At 71.4% G+C, this 20,187-nt stretch carries 19 protein-coding genes; 7 read left to right on the top strand and 12 right to left on the bottom strand.

The features are described from left to right. Nucleotides 1–67 precede the first annotated feature (67 nt). The 4 genes from NGF19_RS07310 to NGF19_RS07295 form a co-directional block, all read right to left on the bottom strand. On the bottom strand, nt 68–1,414 hold the full coding sequence (locus tag NGF19_RS07310) for a vWA domain-containing protein (RefSeq protein WP_252423137.1): 1,347 nt from the start codon (nt 1,412–1,414) through the stop codon (nt 68–70). Next, nucleotides 1,411–2,712 (bottom strand): AAA family ATPase, encoded by a 1,302-nt coding sequence (locus NGF19_RS07305; protein WP_252423135.1) that lies wholly within the window; start codon nt 2,710–2,712, stop codon nt 1,411–1,413. The genes NGF19_RS07310 and NGF19_RS07305 overlap by 4 nt, the downstream gene beginning before the upstream one ends. Before the next feature lie 68 nt (nt 2,713–2,780). Further along, nucleotides 2,781–4,205: a hypothetical protein gene (locus NGF19_RS07300; RefSeq protein ID WP_252423133.1), complete on the bottom strand. Its 1,425-nt coding sequence runs from the start codon at nt 4,203–4,205 to the stop codon at nt 2,781–2,783. A gap of 563 nt (nt 4,206–4,768) precedes the next feature. Then, nucleotides 4,769–5,002, bottom strand: a complete 234-nt coding sequence (locus NGF19_RS07295; protein WP_252423129.1) for a metallothionein — start codon at nt 5,000–5,002, stop codon at nt 4,769–4,771. A gap of 412 nt (nt 5,003–5,414) precedes the next feature. Between NGF19_RS07295 and NGF19_RS07290 the strand changes: the two genes are divergently transcribed. Continuing rightward, a complete protein-coding gene (locus NGF19_RS07290) occupies nt 5,415–5,555 on the top strand; it encodes a hypothetical protein (RefSeq protein WP_252423128.1) in 141 nt (46 codons plus the stop codon). A 31-nt stretch (nt 5,556–5,586) separates the two neighbouring features. On the opposite strand, the gene NGF19_RS07285 is transcribed toward NGF19_RS07290, so the two are convergent. After that, nucleotides 5,587–5,976 (bottom strand): VOC family protein, encoded by a 390-nt coding sequence (locus NGF19_RS07285; protein WP_252423126.1) that lies wholly within the window; start codon nt 5,974–5,976, stop codon nt 5,587–5,589. 105 nt (nt 5,977–6,081) lie between these two features. Between NGF19_RS07285 and NGF19_RS07280 the strand changes: the two genes are divergently transcribed. Continuing rightward, nucleotides 6,082–6,894, top strand: a complete 813-nt coding sequence (locus tag NGF19_RS07280) for a TetR/AcrR family transcriptional regulator (RefSeq protein ID WP_252423124.1) — start codon at nt 6,082–6,084, stop codon at nt 6,892–6,894. Nucleotides 6,895–6,931: 37 nt separating this feature from the next. On the opposite strand, the gene NGF19_RS07275 is transcribed toward NGF19_RS07280, so the two are convergent. The 6 genes from NGF19_RS07275 to NGF19_RS30920 form a co-directional block, all read right to left on the bottom strand. Continuing rightward, nucleotides 6,932–7,144, bottom strand: a complete 213-nt coding sequence (locus NGF19_RS07275; protein ID WP_252423122.1) for a hypothetical protein — start codon at nt 7,142–7,144, stop codon at nt 6,932–6,934. 10 nt (nt 7,145–7,154) lie between these two features. Further along, nucleotides 7,155–7,655 (bottom strand): methylated-DNA--[protein]-cysteine S-methyltransferase, encoded by a 501-nt coding sequence (locus NGF19_RS07270; RefSeq protein WP_252423120.1) that lies wholly within the window; start codon nt 7,653–7,655, stop codon nt 7,155–7,157. A 43-nt stretch (nt 7,656–7,698) separates the two neighbouring features. Next, complete coding sequence (locus NGF19_RS07265; protein WP_252423237.1) at nt 7,699–9,168, bottom strand: AlkA N-terminal domain-containing protein; 1,470 nt, start codon at nt 9,166–9,168, stop codon at nt 7,699–7,701. Between the two features lie 126 nt (nt 9,169–9,294). After that, nucleotides 9,295–10,125, bottom strand: coding sequence for a maleylpyruvate isomerase family mycothiol-dependent enzyme (locus tag NGF19_RS07260; protein WP_252423118.1), 831 nt, complete (start codon nt 10,123–10,125; stop codon nt 9,295–9,297). Nucleotides 10,126–10,242: 117 nt separating this feature from the next. After that, nucleotides 10,243–11,922 carry an NAD-dependent malic enzyme gene (locus NGF19_RS07255; protein WP_252423116.1) on the bottom strand — a complete coding sequence of 560 codons (1,680 nt, stop codon included), beginning with the start codon at nt 11,920–11,922 and terminating at the stop codon, nt 10,243–10,245. A gap of 70 nt (nt 11,923–11,992) precedes the next feature. Continuing rightward, entirely contained in the window at nt 11,993–12,967 is a 975-nt protein-coding gene (locus tag NGF19_RS30920) for a GNAT family N-acetyltransferase (RefSeq protein ID WP_252423115.1), read from the bottom strand. Between the two features lie 229 nt (nt 12,968–13,196). Here NGF19_RS30920 and NGF19_RS07245 point away from each other — a divergent pair, with 229 nt between their 5' ends. Then, the gene (locus tag NGF19_RS07245; RefSeq protein ID WP_252423114.1) at nt 13,197–14,276 is read left to right on the top strand and encodes a fatty acid desaturase family protein; all 1,080 of its coding nucleotides are present in this window, start codon (nt 13,197–13,199) and stop codon (nt 14,274–14,276) included. Nucleotides 14,277–14,345: 69 nt separating this feature from the next. Here the strand turns inward: NGF19_RS07245 and NGF19_RS07240 are convergent, their stop codons facing one another. Further along, on the bottom strand, nt 14,346–15,797 hold the full coding sequence (locus tag NGF19_RS07240) for a WGR domain-containing protein (protein WP_252423113.1): 1,452 nt from the start codon (nt 15,795–15,797) through the stop codon (nt 14,346–14,348). Between the two features lie 140 nt (nt 15,798–15,937). Here NGF19_RS07240 and NGF19_RS07235 point away from each other — a divergent pair, with 140 nt between their 5' ends. The 4 genes from NGF19_RS07235 (at nt 15,938) to NGF19_RS07220 (ending at nt 20,186) form a co-directional block, all read left to right on the top strand. Continuing rightward, complete coding sequence (locus NGF19_RS07235; RefSeq protein WP_252423112.1) at nt 15,938–16,588, top strand: HAD family hydrolase; 651 nt, start codon at nt 15,938–15,940, stop codon at nt 16,586–16,588. Between the two features lie 191 nt (nt 16,589–16,779). Then, nucleotides 16,780–17,721 (top strand): SGNH/GDSL hydrolase family protein, encoded by a 942-nt coding sequence (locus tag NGF19_RS07230; protein ID WP_252423111.1) that lies wholly within the window; start codon nt 16,780–16,782, stop codon nt 17,719–17,721. Nucleotides 17,722–18,046: 325 nt separating this feature from the next. Next, nucleotides 18,047–19,279 carry an acyltransferase family protein gene (locus NGF19_RS07225; RefSeq protein ID WP_252423110.1) on the top strand — a complete coding sequence of 411 codons (1,233 nt, stop codon included), beginning with the start codon at nt 18,047–18,049 and terminating at the stop codon, nt 19,277–19,279. Between the two features lie 277 nt (nt 19,280–19,556). After that, on the top strand, nt 19,557–20,186 hold the full coding sequence (locus NGF19_RS07220) for a hypothetical protein (RefSeq protein ID WP_252423109.1): 630 nt from the start codon (nt 19,557–19,559) through the stop codon (nt 20,184–20,186). Nucleotide 20,187 lies beyond the last annotated feature (1 nt).

Below are 20,187 nucleotides of genomic sequence, written 5' to 3'. Positions count from 1 at the left end.
CTCACATCCCCCTTGTCAGGGCCCGTCATCGCTCCTGCTGCGGCAGTTGCGGTGACCGGCCCGGCCGTCAGGACGCGATGGTGACCACCCGCGCCCAGGACGGCGGGGCGTCCGGGGCGTAGTCGGGGTCGTCCTCGTCCACTGCGCGGGTCGGGCGGGGGAAGAGGCCGACGATCGTGCGGCAAGGGGGTTGGGTGGAGGGCCATGGGGTCTGGCCGTCTGTCAGGGCTACGATCACGTCCGGGCCGGGGCGGGAGCGGAGGGCCTGGGCGAAGCCGGAGCGCAGATTGGTGCCTCCGCCGCCGATCAGTTCCATGCTCTCGGCGCGGCAGAGCGGGACGGCGACGCCTGCCGCCGCATCGCAGGAGATCACCGAGACCAGGTCGCGGCGCCCGCCCACCGCCCGTGAGATCGCCGCCACCTCCAGCAGCGCGCTGCCCAACTCGGCGTCGCTCACCGACCCGGAGGTGTCGATCACCACACACACCCGGGGCGGCGTACGGCGCAGGCTCGGCAGTACCACCCCGGGCACACTGGCCGAGCGCCGGGACGGGCGCCGGTAGCTGTGGTTCTCGCCCACTCCCGGCGCACCCGCCGCCGACCGGATCGCAGCGCCCAGCAACTGCCGCCAGGGCTGCGGTGGTTGGAACGCCTCGTCCGCCCAGCGACGCCATCCCTCGGGCGCGTCGCCCGGCCGCCCTTTGATCCCCTCCGCGACGCGGAAGCGGACCGCGTCCTGCTGATGCCTGCTCAGCCCGTGGGCGCCGTCGGGCCCCCGTTCCCAGGGCCGTTGCTGTCCGTCGGCACCGCTGCCGCAGTCCAGCCACGCGAGATCCGCGGCGAGCCCGGACATCGACGCCGTCCGGAGATACTCCTCCATCAGCAGCCCGTCGCTCAGCCCCAGCAACGACGGCAGCACCGCCCCGGTGGGCCGGGGCAGACCGTCACCGTAGATGTCGTCGTTGATCTCGAAGTCGGCGGCGATGTTCCGCCGCAGCCGCTCCCCCGGCCCGTACTCCCCCTGCTCTCGCGCATAGCGTTCGCCCCGCCCGTGGTGGTCCCGCAGCAGGTGGGACACCTCGTGCACCCAGACGCCCGCCAGTTCCTCCACGGGCGTACGCGCCACGAAGCCCGGAGACACATAGCAGCGCCAGTGCGCGTCCACCGCCATCGTCGGCACGGACCGGTCCTCCACCACGTGGAGCGCGAAGAGCGCGGCGGCCAGGTAGGGGCGCACCTTCACGGCGTGCAGTCGGGCCGCCAGCAACTTCTCTGTGTCCAAGGGGAGTTGAGGGCCGTCTGGTGGCGGGTCCGGCACCCTGGCCCGTACGGGGCGTACGGGGCGCCGCGGAGCGGGCCGGGGCAGCGGGCGTGGCAGTGGGCGCGGGCCCGGACCTTGTGCCGCCCTCGTCATCGGCGCGCTCCCGTCGTACGCCCGGCGTCGTCCGATGCCTTGGCCCGGCTCACCGAGCGGTCCGCCCGCCGCGCGATGCCGATCACCCCGGTCAGCCACTCCACCGCCTCCGGCACCTCCCAGTCGTCGCGCCGCAACGCGGCCAGCGTCGTCGCCGGGGCGACCAACAGGTCCGGTGCGCCGGTCTCCAGCGCGCGGACCAGGACCGCCCAGCCCGCCTCCCACCGTGCTCGCTCCGGTCGCGCCCCGACCGCGGCCACCACCGCTTCCAGCGCCGCCTGGCGGAGATCGCCCCGCACGGGCAGTTCGGCGGAGGGCGGATCGGCCAGCAGTGACTCCGGGTCCGGCAGGTCCATCCGGTCGAGATGGGCGAGGAGTTCAAGGCCCGGCCCGTCCCCCACCGCGCCCCGTACCAGCAGCGCCAGTACCTCGCGGGAGGCGGAGGCCGCCGTGGCGAAGGCCAGCAGGGTCAACGCGGCCTCCCAGCTCCGGGGCGAGGGCCAGGCACCGCCGCGGCGCGTCTCGGTGTTCGGCAGCCGGTGGATCAGCGTCGGCCGGGCTTCCAGGAAGCCGCAGACCGCACGCCGCGCGAAGGCCACCGCCTCCGGCAGCCGCTCCGGCACCAGTCGGGGCAGCTCGGCCCGGGGCCAGACCCCGCCCAGGCCGCGCACCACCACCTCCCGGTCGTGCACCCAGTACAGATGCACGAACCGGTTGGCCAGCGGCGGACTCAGCTCCCATCCGTCCGCCGCCGAGGCGCGCGGGTTGGCGGCGGCCACGATCCGTACGCCCGGCGGGAGTTGGAGCGCGCCGACCTTGCGTTCCAGGACGACGCGGAGCAGTGCGGCCTGAACGGCCGGGGTGGCGGTGGAGAGTTCGTCCAGGAAGAGCAACCCCCGTCCGGCCCGTACGAGTTCGACGGCCCACTGCGGTGGTGCCATCGGCACCCCCTGTACCGCCGGGTCGTCGCCCACGATGGGCAGCCCGGAGAAGTCGGACGGCTCATGCACGCTGGCGATCACGGTCGTCAACGGCAGGTCCAGGGAGGCGGCGAGCTGCGTCAGGGCCGCGGTCTTGCCGATACCCGGCTCGCCCCAGAGCAGCACGGGCAGATCGGCCGTGACGGCGATGGTGAGCGCTTCGAGCTGCTCGTCGGGGCGCGGCTCGGTGGTGGTCGTCCGCAGGAGGGTCAAGAGGTCGTCGGCGAGGGCGAGTTGGGCGCCGGTGCCGGGCACATCGAGTGCGTCCGGTACGTCGGGCCGGGTGGTCGGGGCGGACAGGAGCGTGCTGGAGGTCATGGGATCACCTGAAGTGGGAGAGGAGAACGGAATGGGACGGGACGTGCCGTCCTGAAGGTCGTGGGGCCTTACAGTGCGAAGTGAGCTGTGCGGGGCCGGCCCTGACTGTTCCGCTTCCGGCACATGCCCACCGGCATGCGGCGGTCGAGCCGCGGGCGCTGAGCCGTGTCCGAGACGCTCCCCGTCGCGCCCGCACCGCGACGTGTGTCGACCAGTCCCGAGCGGAAGAGCCCGTGGTCGACACGGCGAGCAGCGGCCGACCGCAGTTCCTCGCGGAGCGGCCCGTCGCGCAGTACCGCTCCGGGACCGAGCAGGCCCTCGATCACGGCCAGTGCCCCGGTGACATCACCGTGGAGCAGCCGCTCCCGGACGGCGGGCAGGGCCTCGGGGCTGCGGTGCGCCGCGTCGATCGCGCGCAGGCATGGCAGCGGTGGACCGCCGAGCGCCACGAGCAGTTCCTCCCGGCGCAGTTGGACCGGGTCGTGGTCGATCGCCGTCAGCGTCCCGTCCCGCAGTGCGATCCGGTGGACCTCACCGCGGCATTCCACCCGGTGCGGGTCGGCGGGCTCGGCGGCGGGTCCGGCCATCGACTCCGGGCCGGGCACCGCGGCCAGTGCCGTGGCGACGAGTGGATGCAACCGCTCGACCGCGACCAGCCCGGCCCGCAGCAGCTCCAGGTCCGGAAGAGCCCGGGCCGCCGCCTCGGGCAGCAGCGGAAGCACCGCGGTCTCCTGCGGTGACAGCGCATCCCGCAGCGGCCGGCAGGTCGGCGCGTGACTGTCGTCGGGGGCGACGAGTTCGAGCACGGTATGGCTCCGCGCACCGGTCCTCACCGTGAAGGCCCCGCGCGGGTGCCCTTCGGCTCGCAACAGCACCTCGGCCTCGGCGGCCCAACGCTCCCTAGCCCAGGGTGAATTACTGAACGGCTTCCCAACTCCCCCGCAGCGCAGGGCCAGTTCGCCACTGCGCCCGGCGTCCCAAAGATGCCGGTGCAAGTCGAGCCGGAAGCGCCGGTCGGGGTGGGGGTGCGGGTGGAGATACTGATGCGGGTGGCGCCCGGCGGCTTCGCTCCCCTGCCCTTCCCACAGGGCCAGGGACATCCACTGCCCGGCGTCCACCCTGGCCGGCGGTGTCCGCACCACCAGGTGGAGCGGTGTGGAGCCGGAACTCCCGTACCGGGCCAGGGAGATGGTGAGGCCGGGTCGGAGCCGCCCGTCGGGCGCGATCCGGGGCATGTGCCAGCGCAGCAGATCCGGCGCCAGTCGGCGTAGATCCGAGCGGAGGCGAGTGACGAGATCGGTGCCGTGGCGGTCGCGCACGGCGCGCAGATCGAGATCGACGTTGATCCGGGCGGCGGCGCAGGCCCCCGCCCAGTCACCGACCGCACGCCGTGCGGTGGCGGTCTCGATCATGGACGGTGGCACGGCGTACTCACGCACGCGCTGCCACATCAACAAGCGGGACGGAACCATGTTCGTGGTGTGAGGTGCCATCAGCACTCACCTTGTACGAACAGTTCCCCCATTCCGTACGAGGAGGTGTTCATCATCCCCGGCATCATAGGCACTTGGGAGACGATCTGTCAGCCCCGATTCCCGAAGGCCCGGAGCACTTCCGATGGTCGAAGCGCTTCCGAGGGTCCGAAGCGCTTCCGGCGCACGCCCCGGAGCAACGGGCATCTCGTGCTCACACGCGGGGCGCCCGCCGCACGCTCTGCCCCCACTTCGCCGAGACCTGCGCCAGACAGTGCGAGCACAGGGGGTTGCCGCCATGACCGTAGCGATGAGTCTTCCGCTGGCACTTCGCGCAGAGCCCCACCTCGTCACCGCGGCAGGTCAGAACCGAAGGATCGGCCTCCATCGTCGGAGGTACGGCAGTCTTCATCACAATGTCCCGTTCTAGGCGATAAGCAGCTCTCGCCCGGATACAAGAATAGAACACACATGTGAGGCGATGCGTCTCGCCCGTCCCCCTGGCACTCACCCGCCCGGTTCATCGGGCGGGTGAGGCGGGGCGGGCACCGGTTCCCGCGGTGAGCGGGGATGGGCCGGTGCACTCAGGCGTGGTCGACGAGCTGCGCGTATCCACGCTGACGTGCGCAGTTCGCACAGCAGAAGAACTGGCCGTCGGCCTGCATGCCATGGCCGAGGATGCGGCACTGGCAGTTGTCACAGGACGGGGCCATGCGCTGGGCCGCGCACTCGAGACTGTCGAAGATGTGGACGGCGCCGGCCGCTCGCACCTCGAACGCCATGTCGTAGTCGTTGTTGCAGACCTCGCACACTGCCATGAACCCTCACTCCTTGCTGTGCCGCGCCATACGGCTCGTCGTGCGGTCGGGATGGCTGCCCCGAGCCGTATTCCACCCGGGGCGCGGGCCCGATCACCCGGGGGCGGGAACCCACCCTGATGGCCGTCGACGCGGGGCGTGAGGGGAGCTGCTCCTGATCACCGCGGCCGTCAGCGAGCAGCCGGACCGGCACGGCCGACCCCCGAATCGGGGGCGTCGGAGGTCGGCCGCCTCGTCGGCCCAGGATCGCCCGGAGCCTTCGGACGCGCATCCGGACGGTCACCGCTCACCCGAACGGCCTACACACCCCGATGCTTCGGTGTGCGGGGTCACCCACCTGGCCGCATGCTGAAACCGGCCCTGCCTGCGCCACGTACCACAGGCCTGATCACCACTCCCTGCGGGAGGGCATGTGATCGTGATAGCCCTGCTCGTCCCGGTAGCGCTGATGCTGCTGATGTTCGCTCTGGACGCGCTGGAAGACCTCCTGTTCCCTCCGCCCCCCTCGCCACCATCGGAAGACACCGTCCCCGAGCAGTCGGGATCCGCTTGAGACGCAACCGCCGGGGCCGAACTCCGTTGCCTCAGTCGCCGGTTGACGCGTTCCAGTCGACCAACTGGATGATGACCCCGTTGGGGTCGCGGACCTGGAAGGCGCGTTCGCCCCACTCCTCTTCGGTCAGCGGCATGGTGATCACGACGCCCTCGGCGCGCAGCCGCGCCAGTTCGCCCTCGATGTCCTCCACGACGAAGGCGAGGATCAGCCCGGCTGCGTGTTCGTCGCGCTGGTCCGCCGGAAGGGTCTCCAGCCCCCGTCGCAGGAAGACGACGTTCATACCGGCGTCGTCGCGCGTGAGCGACGCGAAGCCGTCGGCGGCCATCTCCTCACGGAATCCGAAGTGCTCGACGAGAAACGCGCTGGAAGCGGGAACGTCATCGACGTTGAGCGACACGGCACTTGAAGTGATCTGCACGGATACTCCTCCGCGATCATCCGGAACGGGTGCTCCATACTTCTCAGTACGCCGTACACAGTACACTGTACACCGTACAGAGATGTGGTGCGAGAAGATGTCCCCGTGGCTACGGAGCGAACCAGCGCGGGCGACCCGGCCCGTACCCTGCATCTGTTGTGGCGTGACCCCGCCGCCGACCGTCGTCGGGGTCCGCGGCGCGGGCTGAGCGTCGACGCGGTGGTCGAGGCGGCCACCGCCGTCGCCGATACCGAGGGCCTGGACGCCGTCACCATGCGCCGGGTGGCCCAGGAACTCGGCGTGGTTCCGATGACGCTGTACACGTATGTCCCGGGCAAGGCCGAACTCCTCGACCTCATGCTCGACGCCGCCTACGCCCGGATGCCCCGCGCGGAGACCACCGGACAGCCGTGGCGCCAACGCGTCGCGGCCGTCGCCGAGGAGAACAGGTCCCTCTTCGAGCGCCATCCTTGGGCCGCGTCCGTCTCCACCACCAGGCCTCCGCTGGGGCCGGGGCAGATGGCGAAGTACGAGCACGAGCTGTCCGTACTCGACGACCTGGGCCTCAGTGACGTCGAGATGGACGACTGCCTGAGCCACCTGCTCACCTTCGTGCAGGCCTGCGCCCGCGCCAAGGCCGACGCCCGCGCCGCGCAGCACGACAGCGCCATGAACGACGAACAGTGGTGGGAGTCGAACGCCCCGCTGCTCACCCGGGTCCTCGATCCCGAGGTCTATCCGACCGCCGTCCGCGTCGGCGCGGCGGCAGGCGCCGCACACGGCAGCGCCTACCACCCCGACCACGCCTACGAGTTCGGGCTGCACCGCGTTCTCGACGCCTTCGCCGCGCTCATCGACCGAAGCCGCAGCGTGGATGCGTCCGCCTCAACTCGCGGGAGTGGCAGCGGGGTTGAGTGAGGGCTGAGGTGGAGTGGTGGAGTCGGCCGGGGAGGCTTCACGCGTCCGGCGCGTCGTCCCCGGCGGTCGGCAGCTCGTTGTGACCCTCGCTCCAGTGGTTCACCCACCCGCACACCCCGCACGCGTACCGTCCGTTGACACCGGCGACTTCGGTGCCGCAGCGACGGCATCCGATCGTGGTGATCTCCTGACCCTCGAGGAAGGCCACCGCCGGTGCCTGCCGCCGGGAAGCGCCCTGATCGCGTGTCATGTACCGCAGCCTACCCGCGCGGGCGTTCCAGGTTCAGCAGATGCTGCTTGCGCTCCAGCCCTGCCGCATAGCCGGTCAGCGCGCCACCGGCGCCGATCACGCGGTGGCAAGGGCGTACGACCAGCAGCGGGTTGGCGCCGATCGCCGTGCCCACCGCCCGTACCGCGGCCCTCGGGGCGCCGATCTCCCGGGCGATCTCGCCGTAGGTGACCGTGGTGCCGTACGGGATGGCCTCCAGCGCCGCCCACACCCGCCGCTGGAAGTCCGTACCGCTCGTGACGTACTCGATGTCGAAGCGTGTCGACGTGCCCTCGAAGTAGGCGCGCAACTGGGCGGCGATCTCGGTGAACGCCTCCGGCTTCTCGCACCAGCCGTCCTGGACGACGGCCCCGCGCTTCTGGCCGGGCAGGGACAGCGAGGTGAGTGCGGTGCCCCCCTGGGCGGTGTCCGACTCCTCGCCCACCAGCAGCAGTCGGCCCAGCGGGCTGTCCATCGTCGTGTAGACCGTCATCGGTCCGTGTCCTTTCACGAAGTTCTTCCATGCCCTCGGCAGCTCATGCCGCGGGGGCGTGCCGTCGGTCGGCGGCGGTGTTCCAGAAGTGATGCATGGCGTAGGTGCGCCAGGGCCGCCACCCCTCGGCGTCCAACGCCTCGGCGCCCGCATACCGCATGCCCGCCTGGACGGCCACGTCTCCGGCCAGCAGGACGTCGGGGTCGCCCAGAGCCCGCATCCGGACGTAGCCGGCCGTCCACGGGCCGATGCCGTGCAAGCCCAGCAGGGCCTTCTCGGCCTCGTCGCGGTCGGCGCCCGCGTCCAGGGACACCGTGCCGTCGGCCAGCGCGGCGGCGAGCGTACGCAGGGTGGCGCGGCGGGAGTCGGGCATGCCCAGCTCCGCCAGTGACGCCCCGGCCAGCGCCTCGGCGGTGGGGAAGACGCGCGTGAGGCCGCCGCTGGGGGTCTCCAGCGGCTCCCCGTACGCGGCCACCAGGTCGACGCCGAGCCTCCGCCCCGCGGCCAGGGACACCTGCTGCCCCAGCACGGCACGGATCGCGACCTCGTGCGGGTCGGCGGCTCCGGGGGCGCGCAGTCCGGGGCGGCGCTCGACCAGGGGCGCGAGAGCCGGGTCGGCGCCGAGGCGTTCGGCGACGGCGTAGGGGTCGGCGTCCAGGTCGAAGAGGCGGCGGATGCGCTGGGTGGCGGTGGTCAGATCGCGCAGGTCGCCCAGGTGCAGGTGGCACAGCAGCCAGCCGTCGCCCGGCTTCTCGCTGACCTCGGCGATCCCGTGGGCGTGCGGCAGGCGCAAGGTGCGCCGGTAGGCGCGGCTGCCGGTGTCGCCGGTGATCTCCTCGATGCCGGTGAGCGCGCGGGCCGCGAGGTAGTCGAAGACCTCGGTGGTGGCGTAGGGGCCGCGGTAGGCGAGCCGGAGGGGGATGCCCGCGGCCCCGTCCGCGCCGCCGACCGCTCCCTGGCGCGGGAAGCGGCCCGGCTTGGCGGCCCGCAGCTCGCTCGGGGTGGCGGCGTAGATCGCGCGGATGGTGGCGTTGAACTGCCGCACGCTGGCGAACCCGGCCGCGAACGCGATCTCGGCCGCTTGCATCCGCGTGGTCTGCAGGAGGATCCGCGCGGTGTGCGCCCGCTGCGCCCGTGCCAGGGCGATCGGTCCGGCGCCGACCTCGGCGGTCAGTTGCCGCTGCACCTGCCGGGCGCTGTAGCCGAGCCGCGCGGCCAGTCCGGTCACGCCTTCGCGGTCCACGACTCCGTCGCCGATCAGCCGCATGGCACGGCCGACCGCGTCCGCGCGGGCGTTCCACGCGGCGGAGCCGGGCACCGCGTCCGGGCGGCAGCGTCGGCACGCGCGGTAGCCGGAGTGCTGAGCGGCGGCTGCGGTGGGGAAGAAGCTCACGTTGGGCCGCTTGGGCGTGGTGGCCGGGCAGCTCGGGCGGCAGTAGATGCCGGTCGTGGAGACGGCGAAGAAGAACGCGCCGTCGAAGCGGGCATCGCGGCTGCACACCGCCTCGTACATGCTGTCGTCGCTGGTCACCCCTCCAGGGTGCGGCACCGAGGGGCGGAGAGCTGGCGGAAATCGGACATGACGTTCCGCCGTACGGCAAGGGCGCGGTGGTCCGCGATCTCAGCGGTCTCAGGGGTCTCAGGGTGCGGTGAACAGGGTCGGGAACCGGATCGCGAGCCATGGCTTGCGCCCCCAGGCGAGGACCTGGCCGCGGGCGACGGCGGGCCAGGGGGCGCGGCGGCCCAGCGCCATGAGGAGGAAGGTGACGTGCTCGGTGAGGATGACGCAGTCCGGGCGGTCCGGCGGCCCCGGCGTCACCGCTACCGCGCCGTCGTCGAAGGTGGCGCCGAACGCCGTGCCGCCTCGGAGGCGAAGGGCGTAGCGGGCGGTCAGTCCGGCGGCGGTGGCGTTGGCGACGCGCGGCATGGCCGTCATCAGGAACGGGACGCACAGCTCGACCCGCGGGCGGTCGATCATGTGGGGCCGTCCCAGTGCGCGGGCGAGATCGTAGCCGTGGCCGAGCATGTGGGTCAGGAGGTACGAGGCGAGGACGGGCCGGGACATGGGGCCGAGCGGGGTGACAAGGGTCCGGTCGGCGTCCCCGTCCGCCACCGCCCTGGCGACCGCGTCGAGGAAGAGGTCCGTCTGCTCCACGATCATCGCGGCCAGGGGTTCCGCCCGGCGTTCCCCGAACGCGGCGAGCACCCGTTCGTTGGCGGCGGCCAGGCTCTGGGGTGTGCCGTCTCCGTACGGGCGTTCCCGGCCCCGTGCGAGATCGGTCATCAGCTCGTTGGCGTGCGCGAGATGAGCCGCCGCCGCACCGACGGTCCACTCCGATCCGGGTACGTCGACGCTCGTTTCGGTCGCCGTGCGCAGGAGTGCGGCGATGTCGCGGGCGGTGGCGCGCAGCGCCTGCGCGAGCCCCTCGGGCAAGGCGTCGTCGGTGTCCTGCCGCTGTGCTGCTGCCACGCGACCGCGTCCCCTCGTCGTACCCGCCGCGCTCACGCGCATGTAGCGCGGTACCCAATCAGGCGCGCGGGGTCACGGCAAGGGGTCGGGCTGTGGCCGGGGGTGCCCAGAGTGGCCTCACAGGGCCCCGTCCGGGTAGGTCGGCTGCCACATCGCGGACTGTACGGCCTGCACCGGGTCGGCGATGTCGGCGGCGGAGACCCCGTCGGCGCGTGCCGCCTCGATCACGGCGACGGCCACGGTGGCCGAGGAGGCGCGGAGATCACCGACCGGCGGCAGCAGGGACGCTCCGGGCTCGCTGACGTCCACCTGCCGGGCTACCGCCTCGGCGGCGGCGAGCAGCATGCCGTCGGTGACCCGCCGGGCCCGGGAGACGATGGTGCCGAGACCCAGGCCCGGGTAGAGCAGCGCGTTGTTGGCCTGGCCGATGACGTGCGTGACGCCCTTGTACTCCACCGGTTCGACCGGGATGCCCGCGGCCACCAGGGCCTTGCCTCGCGACCAGGCGATGATGTCGGCGGGCATGGCCTCGATGTGCTCGGTCGGATTGGACAGCGGGAGGACGATCGGCCGCTCGACGGCCTCGCCCATCGCCTCGACGACCTCGCGCGTGAACGCGCCGTGCACGGTCGAGGTGCCGATGAGGAGAGTCGGGCGGGCCCCTCGCACGGTCTCCGGCAGGGAGGGCGCGCGGTGGGGGTCGCCGGACCAGTCGGACACTTCCGCGGCGGGCCGGGCGTACGGCTTCTGGTAGTCGCGCAGCCCGCTCATGTCGTCGGTGAGCAGGCCCTGCTTGTCGATGAGCCAGATCCGGCCGGTGGCCTCCTCACGACTCGCGCCGTCGCGCACCATCGCGTCGCGCAACTGGTCCGCGATCCCCACGCCCGCGGTACCGGCGCCGAACACGACCACCCGCTGTTCGCGCATCGGTACGCCGGTGACGCGCAGCGCGGACAGGACCGCGGCGATGGTGATCGCGCCGGTGCCCTGGAGGTCGTCGTTGAAGATCCGCGTCGCGTCCTTGTAGGTGTCGAGGATGCGTCGGGCGTTGACCGGCCCGAAGTCCTCGAAGTGCAGCAACGCGTGCGGGAAGAGCCGGGAGGCGGTCTCGAGATACGTCCGGATGAACGTGTCGTACTCGGTGCCGCGGCGCCGGGAGTGGCGATTGCCCAGGTACAGCGGGTCGTTGAGCAGGGTCTCGTTGTCCGTGCCCACGTCGAGGGCGACCGGGATCACCCGCGACGGGTCCACCCCGGCGGCGGCCGTGTAGACGGCCAGTTTGCCGACCGAGATCTCGATGCCGCCCACGCCCCAGTCGCCGATCCCGAGGATCTCCTCGGCGTCGGTGACCACGATCAGGTCGACGTCGTCGGGGCCGAGACCGAGACCGGTGAACGCCTCCTCCACCTCTTGCGGATCGTCGATGGAGAGGAACAGGCCGCGCGGGCGGCGGTACTCGTGGCTGTACCGCTCGATGGCCTCGCCGACGGTGGGGTCGTAGACGACGGGCAGCAGTTCGGTGAGGTGATCGATCAGCACCTTGTAGTAGAGCGTCTCGTCTCGGTCGTGCAGCTCCCCCAGGTACACGTTCTTCGCCAGGTCGGAGGGTTGCTCGCGGAGCTGCCGGTAGGCCCGTTCGGCCTGCTGGTCCAGACTCAGTACGGCCGCGGGGAGCCGTCCGGTGATGCCCAGTTCCCTGCGCTGTTCCCGGGTGTAGGCGACGCCTCGGTTGCGCGTGGGGTCGTCCAGGACGCAGAGTCCCTGGGCCTGCTGCGGCGATGTGCTCTGGCTCGACATGGGATCTCGCTCACCATGGGATCTGCGGGGTGGATGCCCCTGCGGGGTGGGTGCCCCTGCCACCTCCAGCCTAGGCAGACAGCCGCTCCGTCGGCGACGCGTGACCCTGCTCTCCCAGGGTCGCCCCCCTCCAGGCCGCGGCGTCCGGAAGGTCGAGGGAGCGGTGTTCCTCCAGGACGTGGTAGCCGGCGCTCGTGTACAGGTTCATCGCCACCTCGTTGCCGCCCCACACGGAGAACATCAGCGCCGAGTCGCCCGCCTCGAACGTGACCCGCTCGCCGGCCGCCATCGCGGCCCGCCCGTATCCCTTGCCGCGATGCCGCTCCTCGACGTGCAGCGAGTAGCCGTAGGTGACCCCCGGCAGATGGCCGTGCTTCAACCAGCCGGTGCCGACCCGCTCGCCCGCCACTTCGAGGACCAGGAACGCGTTGTCGGGCGTCGCGAGGCCCTCGGGGAGGGTCTTCGCGAAGTCGCGGTCCGACTTGCGTACGGCCTCCTCGGGGCTCAGGGCTCCCGAGCGGACGATGTCGCTGATGTACGCGTCTCGCTCGGCGGCGAACCACTCGGGGTACTCGGCCCGCGTCATCGGCCGAGCGGTGAGGCCGCCGAGCGGCGCGGGCGAGGACGTGACAGACCGCACTCTGGCCTGACCACGCACGGTGTAGCCGTCGTACAACTCGCCTGCGGGCTCGGTGAGTCGTACGTTCACCTGTCGGGCGCCGCGCTCCGCGCACCATCTCTGGGCCCAGTCACGGGCGGCCTGCTCGTGCCCCCGCCCGGCATGGGCCGCGGCCACGCGGAGGTCACCGATGCGGCCCGCGCGCGTACCGCGATCGTCGGCCACGACCACGGCGAGGTGTCCGATCCGGGTCCCCTCGTCCGCGAGCTCGACGACGGTCCAGTCTCCGATGCCGTCGCACGCATTCTCGAGCATGTGCTCCACCGCGGCCTCACCGAGACCGGCTGCCGTGTACGAGGCGCGGAGCCGCTGCTCGAACTCCTTCTGCCATGCCGTGCTGTCATCAAGGGCGTTGAATTCTGTCACCCGGTCACCCTAGCCAAGTTGTCATGGACCTGCGCCGGGATATACAGCCGGACGGTGCCGGGACATCGGTGCCGGACGGTGCCGGGGCAAGGCAGGGGCGAGGTGGAAGCGGGTGGGTGCGGGGTGGGTGCGGGATGGCAACCCCCTTCCCCGACCGGGGGGAAACCCCCCGACCACCCGGTGGCTGGCAGGCTGTCTCGGCCGTACGCCCGTCGCGAGACTCGACGGCATGACGATTTCCACTGACGCCTCCGTGGCCGCGGGGCCCTCTGCCGCCCGTCCCCGTACCTCTCCGTCCCGGGCGGGCAGCGACTTCGCGAGACTCTCCCGGCGCATCACCGAGGCGGGTCTGCTGGAGCGGCGCCCCGGTTACTACACCGTGCGACTCGGTACGGTGATCGCGCTGCTGGCGGCGGGCTGGGGAGCCTTCTTCGCGCTCGGCGACACCTGGTGGCAGCTCGCGGTCGCCGCCTTCCTCGCCTTGATGTTCGGTCAAGTGGCCCTTGTGGCACACGACTTGGCCCATCGGCAGGTCTTCCGGCGGCGTCGGCCGAGCGAGATCTGGGGGCGGCTCTTCGGCAACCTCGGCATCGGCATGAGCTACGGCTGGTGGATGAACAAGCACACCCGCCACCACGCCAACCCCAACCACGAGGACCTCGATCCCGATGTCGCCCCGGACATCCTGGTGTGGTCCACCGACCAGGCCCGCGAGAGCAGCGGTCTGGCCCGCCTCATCGGGGGTCATCAAGCCCCCCTGTTCTTCCCGCTGTTGACCCTTGAGGGCTTCAACCTGCATGTCTCGAGCGTGCGCGCGCTGCGCTCGCCGTGGATGAAGAACCGACTGCTGGAGGGTTCCCTGCTCTTCCTGCATATCGCGGCCTACCTGTCCGCGCTGTTCCTGGTCCTCTCCCCCGGCAAGGCGGTGGCCTTCCTCGCCGTGCACCAGTGCCTGTTCGGCGTCTACCTCGGCTGCACCTTCGCGCCGAACCACAAGGGCATGCCCACGTTCAGCGGTGACGAGCGGCCCGACTTCCTGCGGCGCCAGGTGCTCACCTCCCGCAACGTGCGCGGCGGTGCGTTCACCGATGTGATGCTCGGCGGGCTCAACTACCAGATCGAGCACCACCTGTTCCCGAGCATGCCCACGCCCCATCTGCGGCGGGCCCAGGCCCTCGTGCGCGCGTACTGCGCGGAGATCGACGTGCCCTACCACGAGACCGGGCTGATCCAGTCCTACCGCGAGGCCCTCGCCCATCTGCACCGGGTGGGGGAACCGATCAGGCGGCAGCGCAAGGCGGCGTCCTGACACACCCCGCCCTGCGGGCACGGACCCGCGGAGCGGAGCCTCGGCCACCGGACCAGCCACCCGCCCCGGTCACAGCAGGCGCCGGATCTCGCCCCGGACCCGGTAGAAGCCACCGGCCGCCGGGTGCAAGGCGTCCACGACGTAGCGGGCGCCGGGCTCGCGTATCGCGCGCGGGAACTGGACGTTCCAGGACGGGTCATAGCCGTCGGACACCACATGCACGCGCAGCCGCCCCCGCTCCTGCGCGCACTCCACGACGACCGTCCCGGTGGGCGCGTGAGCCACGGTGGTGACCGCGGCCACCTCCGTGGCCGGGGCGTAGGTGGGCAGGGCCGCGGCGAGCTTGACGTCCCGCGCCACGGGCACCGTGCCCTGCTGCGCCGCGGCGACGGCAGCCTCGCTCGCGTCCACGCACACCAGCGAGCCGTCGGTGGTCACCAGATACAGCCGCTCGTCGTGGTACTGCATCGACAGCGCCGAGCCGCCGCCCGTGCCGAGCTTCCACAGGCGGGTGCCATTGCGGTCGAAGCAGTAGACGGACGACGCCGCGTCCCCGGCGAAGACGAACCGCCCGCTCGGTGAACTGGCACAGGAGTACACGGCGCTGTCGCAGGTGTAGGTGGCCTCGATCCGTCCGGTCGCCTTCGCCAGCCGCTGGACCACGCGGTGCGCGGTGCCCGCGTACACGGTGTCCTCCTCCTGCCAGCCGAACAGGACGGCGCCGCGCGTGGGGGTGTGCCACAACTCGCCGCCCCCGTCGGGCGCGTAGGCGGTGACACCTCGCTGATGCCCGTGGTACACGGCCCGGTCGTCGGCGCGGATCATCCAGGCATGCTCGCCCTGGCTGCGGCGGGACCACTGGTGCTCGTCCTCGTGGTCGATGACCGTGAGCCGGCCGTCACGGTCCGAGACGTTCAGGATGCCCTCGTGGATGTCCAGCCAGAAGATGTCGACGTCCGCCGCGATGTCGTACGCGGCGAACGGAAGCTTGGAGGACAGGTCGTAGACCCTGCCGTCGTCACAGCCCGCGTAGATCCAGAAGTCGTCGGCGACCAGGCACTTCACGCCGTCCGGAAGGTTGAAGCGGGCCAGCACGCCGCCGTCGTGGTCCAGGGTGTAGACATCGCCCGCCTGGTTGCCGACCCAGCAGTGCTCGTCGTCGACATGGATACCGAACGCGGCGGAGCCGGTGCGGAACCGCCACAGCACGGGCGCCACAGCACGCGCCGTGGACGGGGCCGACACCACCTGACGCCGCGTCACGGCACGAGGAGCCCGCTGCCCGGGAACCGCCGGGGCATAGCCCTTGCGGACCTTCTCCCCGACCTTCTTCGCCGCGGCTGCCCGCGCCTTCTCCACCGTGGGGAACGTCGTCGTCTGCGTCTGGCCATCGGCGCCGATGCGCCCGTACCGCACCGTCACCACCTGCCCGTTCACGGTCACTTCGTAGAACTTGTGGGCGCCGCCGCCTTCCTGCGACAGCTCCAGATACGTCGTCGATGCCGTGGCCCCAGCGGACATGGCACACCCCTCCCCAGGACGGACCCGCAACCTCCTCGGCAGGTCCAACTGTTCACACCGTAGGCGGGCCCACTGACAATCGAGATCGCGACGAACCCGGGCCACGGCCGCGCGACCCGGCGGCCTCCTATGCTGCCGGGATGATCAAGCAGATTGAGCTCGTCATATTCGACTGCGACGGCGTACTGGTCGACAGCGAACGCATCGCGGCCCGCGTCCAGGTCGCCCTCGGCGCGGAACTGGGCTGGCCGTTGACCGAGGAGGAGGTCGTCAGCCGGTTCATCGGCCGCTCCCACGCATCCATCCGCGAGCAGATCTCGGCCCGGCTCGGCGAGGAGACGGCCGCGGTGTGGGCGGCACGGTTCGAGCATCTGCACCGCGAGGCGGTGGACACCGGTCTCGCCCCCGTCGACGGGCTGCCCGAGGCACTCGACGCCATCACACTGCCGACGTGCGTGGCCTCCAGCGGCTCCCACGACAAGATGCGCCACACCCTCGGTCGCACCGGCCTGTACGGACGCTTCGAGGGCCGCATCTACAGCGCCACCGAGGTCGACCGCGGCAAGCCCGCCCCGGATCTGTTCCTGCACGCCGCCCGGCAGATGGGGGTCGACCCCGCGGCCTGTGTGGTGGTCGAGGACAGTGAGCCCGGTGTCCGCGCCGCCCGCGCGGCCGGTATGCGCGCCTTCGGCTACGCGGGCGGACTGACCCCGGCCGAACGGCTCGTCGGCCCCGGTACGACCGTCTTCGACGACATGCGCGACCTGCCTTCCCTCATCGCCGGGTACTGACACACCCCAACTCCCCTATTACTGCCGGGTTCTCACCTCTGGTCCCGAGACATACCGAGCGGTATACAAGCCCAGTCGACTGTGCGGACCCCTCCGTACGGGTCCGCGCGACCGCGGCATACATGAACGAACGACCTGCGCGACACGCACGACCTGCACGACATCATCCAGGACTCCGGTGGAGGAACTTCATGACGAACGACAGGCATACGGGCAAGGCGGCGAGCGGTCGCCGATGGCCGGTCGCGATAGCGGCGGCACTCGGCGGTTGCGCCCTCGTCGCCGCTTCCACCGTGCCTGCCGCGGCACACGGCAAGGCGCACGGCCGCGCCACGGACTACGTGTCACTCGGGGACTCCTACACCTCGGGTCCCCTCATCCCGGCTCAGGTGGACGCCAACTGCGCCCGCTCCAACCGCAATTACCCCTCCCTTGTGGCGGCGGCTCGAGGCGTGGCCACGTTCAAGGACATGAGCTGCGGCGGCGCTACCACCGAGCACATGTGGACGGCGCAGGGCACCAACGATCCCCAACTGAGCGCGCTACGGCGGGACACCGATCTGGTGACGCTCCAGATCGGCGGCAACGACATGGGCTTCGGCACCATCATCGCCACCTGCGCCGCCCTCGGCGTCCAGGAACCGACCGGAGACCCGTGCCGACGCCACTACACGGCTTCCGGGACCGACGAGTTGACGGCCGCCATCGACCGGACCGCGCCGAAGGTCGCCCGGGTGCTCAAGGCCGTGCACGCCAAGGCTCCGCACGCCCGGGTGCTCGTCGTCGGCTACCCGGACCTGCTGCCCGACGACGGCGTCGGCTGCTTCCCCACGGTGCCGTTCGGGTCGAAGGACTTCCCCTACCTCCGGGACACCGAGAAGCGGCTGAACTCGATGCTGCGCACGGTGGCCGAGCGGCATCACGTGGAGTACGTCGACACCTACGGACCCACACGCGGCCACGACATGTGCAAGGCGCCCGAGGACCGTTGGATCGAACCGCTGCAGCCGACCTCCCCCGCGGCCCCCGCACACCCCAACGCCAAGGGTGAAGCGGTCATGGCACAAGCCGTACTGGACCACCTGGACAAGGGACACGGGCACGGGCACGACCACGGCCACGGACGGCACTGACCGCTGAGGTGCCCGCCCGGTCCGCGTACGGAAGGAAGCGAGCCGATCGCCGTCTCCCGGCGGACCGGGCGGCGCCACGAAGCAACACGTGTCCCTCCACGTACCACTCACCCCTCCGCGAGCGGCACTCCGCCCGCCGCGGGGTCGCCCGTCCGAGTGAACATCCAGCCGTCCGAGTCCTGCGGCCAGCGGCGCTCCTCGACACCGGTGTGAGGTTGCCTTCGGGACCGGAATGATAGGCGCTGAACGGGCCATGGCCCCCGTCACGCTCCCCTCACGCGCTCTCATTCCTGCCGTACTCGAACACCCCTCGAAAGGTGACACGATGACGACGGCGACCACGGCGTTCCGAACGCCGTCCGCCTCCTCCACAGCAACCACCACCACGCTTCACGAGCCTTCATCACCGCCGCTGTTGCCCTCCCTCACCGGACTGCGCTGGATGGCCGCGCTCCTGGTCTTCGGACTGCACGTGCGCAACTTCGGCTATTTCAACGGCACCGGCAACCGCATCGCGACCTGGGCCTTCGGGGCCGGCGCCAACGGGGTGTCGTTCTTCTTCGTGCTCTCCGGGTTCGTACTGACCTGGTCGACCCGGTCGAACGACCGCGCCCTCACCTTCTGGCGGCGACGCTTCGCCCGCGTCTTCCCCGTCCATCTCGTCACCGCCGCGATCGCGCTGCTCATGGCCTGCACGCTGGCCCATCAGACGAAGCCGACCGTGCCCGAGGCAGTGGCCAACCTCCTGTTGGTGCACTCCTGGTGGCACCCGTGGTGGCAGACGCTGAACCCGGTCAGTTGGTCGCTCGCCTGCGAGGCCTTCTTCTACGCCGCCTTCCCGCTCCTCGCACTCCTGCTGCGCCGTCTCGGCGCCCGGGGATCGGCACTGCTGGCGGGGGCATCGGTGCTGGCGGTACTGACCCTGAGCTGGGCGGACACTCACCACTGGCTGACCCAGGACATGTACTCCCTGCCTGCCGCGCGCCTTCCCGAGTTCGTGCTCGGCGCCGCCGTCGCCCGGCTGGTGCTCCTCGACCGATGGCGCGGCCCCGCTCTGGAGGCTTCCCTCGCCCTGGCGATCGTCGGCTACTTCCTGGTCCCGCAGGTCACCCCGGGCTACCCGGCCACGACCTGCACCATCATCGGCTTCGCCCTGCTCGTCGCGGCGGCGGCCGTCGCGGACCTGCACGGTCTTCCCTCGCTGTGGCGGCACCGCCGACTCGTGAGGCTGGGCGAACTCTCCTTCGCGTTCTACATGGTTCACCTGCTGGTGCTGCACGCCGCCACCAACCTGCTCGGCACCACCCCCCGCTTCGGCGTGCCCATGGGCCTGACCGCCACCGCCGTCGCCTTCGGGGTGTCCCTCGGCCTGTCATGGGTCCTGTACGAGGCGGTGGAACGTCCCGCCAGACGCCTGCTGCTCCGCAAGCGCCGCAACTCCCGGACAGGGCAAGCACGGCCGACTACCGCACCGAAGCCTGCCACAGCCGCCCATAAGAGCCATGAGGGCCATGAGGGCCATGACGCCCAGGATTCCCAGGCGGCAGGGGCTGATTGAGGCAGTCCTGGGGCCTTGTTCCCCCCACCCGCCGACCCTCGCTTCCGCGTGCGCCCGGCAGCCCGCCCTGATGAACCCTCAATCTCAGGTTTAGGGTGAGAGATGACCCGAGGAGAGCATCAGACTCCACTCATCCGTACCATCTCTACTCCGGGCTGCTCATAGTGGTCATCGCGTCCATCATTCGGAGCGGCCCGAGAACACCTGCGCCTGGATCTCCCATGCCTGCACCGAACACGCCGCACACCGGCCGCGAAACCGACGAAAGGTCGACACCATGTCCCGGAGCACAACCGCCACCACCGAACTGACCACGCAGTACGCCGCACAGGTGACCAGCGACCTCGACCGCAACCTGCAGGAGCAGGACCGCGTCGGCGCCGAGATCGCCACGCTCCAGGAACAGCTCGCGGCCCTGAAGCACGACCACTCCGTCCTCCTCAACGTCCAGAAGGCGCTGGGCCTGTCGTCGGCTCCGGTGCCGCCCGCCACCGTGCCCGCTCCCCGCAAGAAGCCCGCCGCCGAGCCCGCCACGGGCAAGCGAACGCGAGGCAAGAAGGCCGACACCGCGCAGGGCCGCGCGACGACGAAGAAGCCCGCGGCCAAGGCCGTGGCCGCGAAGGGCGCCAAGCCCACTCTGGTCGAGCTGGTCCGCGGCCACCTCACCGCGCAGAACGAGCCGTGCTCCGCCGCGGAGGTCACCACCGCCCTCGGCGCCGCCCACCCCGAGCGCGGCATCAAGACCACCGTCATCCGCAACACCCTCGAAGGACTGGTGGCCAAGAACCAGGCCGAGCGCACCAAGCAGGGCTCGTCCGTCTTCTACGCCGCCCCCGGTGCCACCGCCCGGACGGCCGCACCGGCCGAGAGCGAGCCACAGCCGGAGCAGGCCGAGCAGTCCGCGTAGG

The organism is Streptomyces macrolidinus (assembly GCF_023887685.1).
GTDB lineage: Bacteria > Actinomycetota > Actinomycetes > Streptomycetales > Streptomycetaceae > Streptomyces > Streptomyces macrolidinus.
Note: the sequence above shows the minus strand (reverse complement) of the source record. Positions and strands in the feature narration are given on the sequence as shown.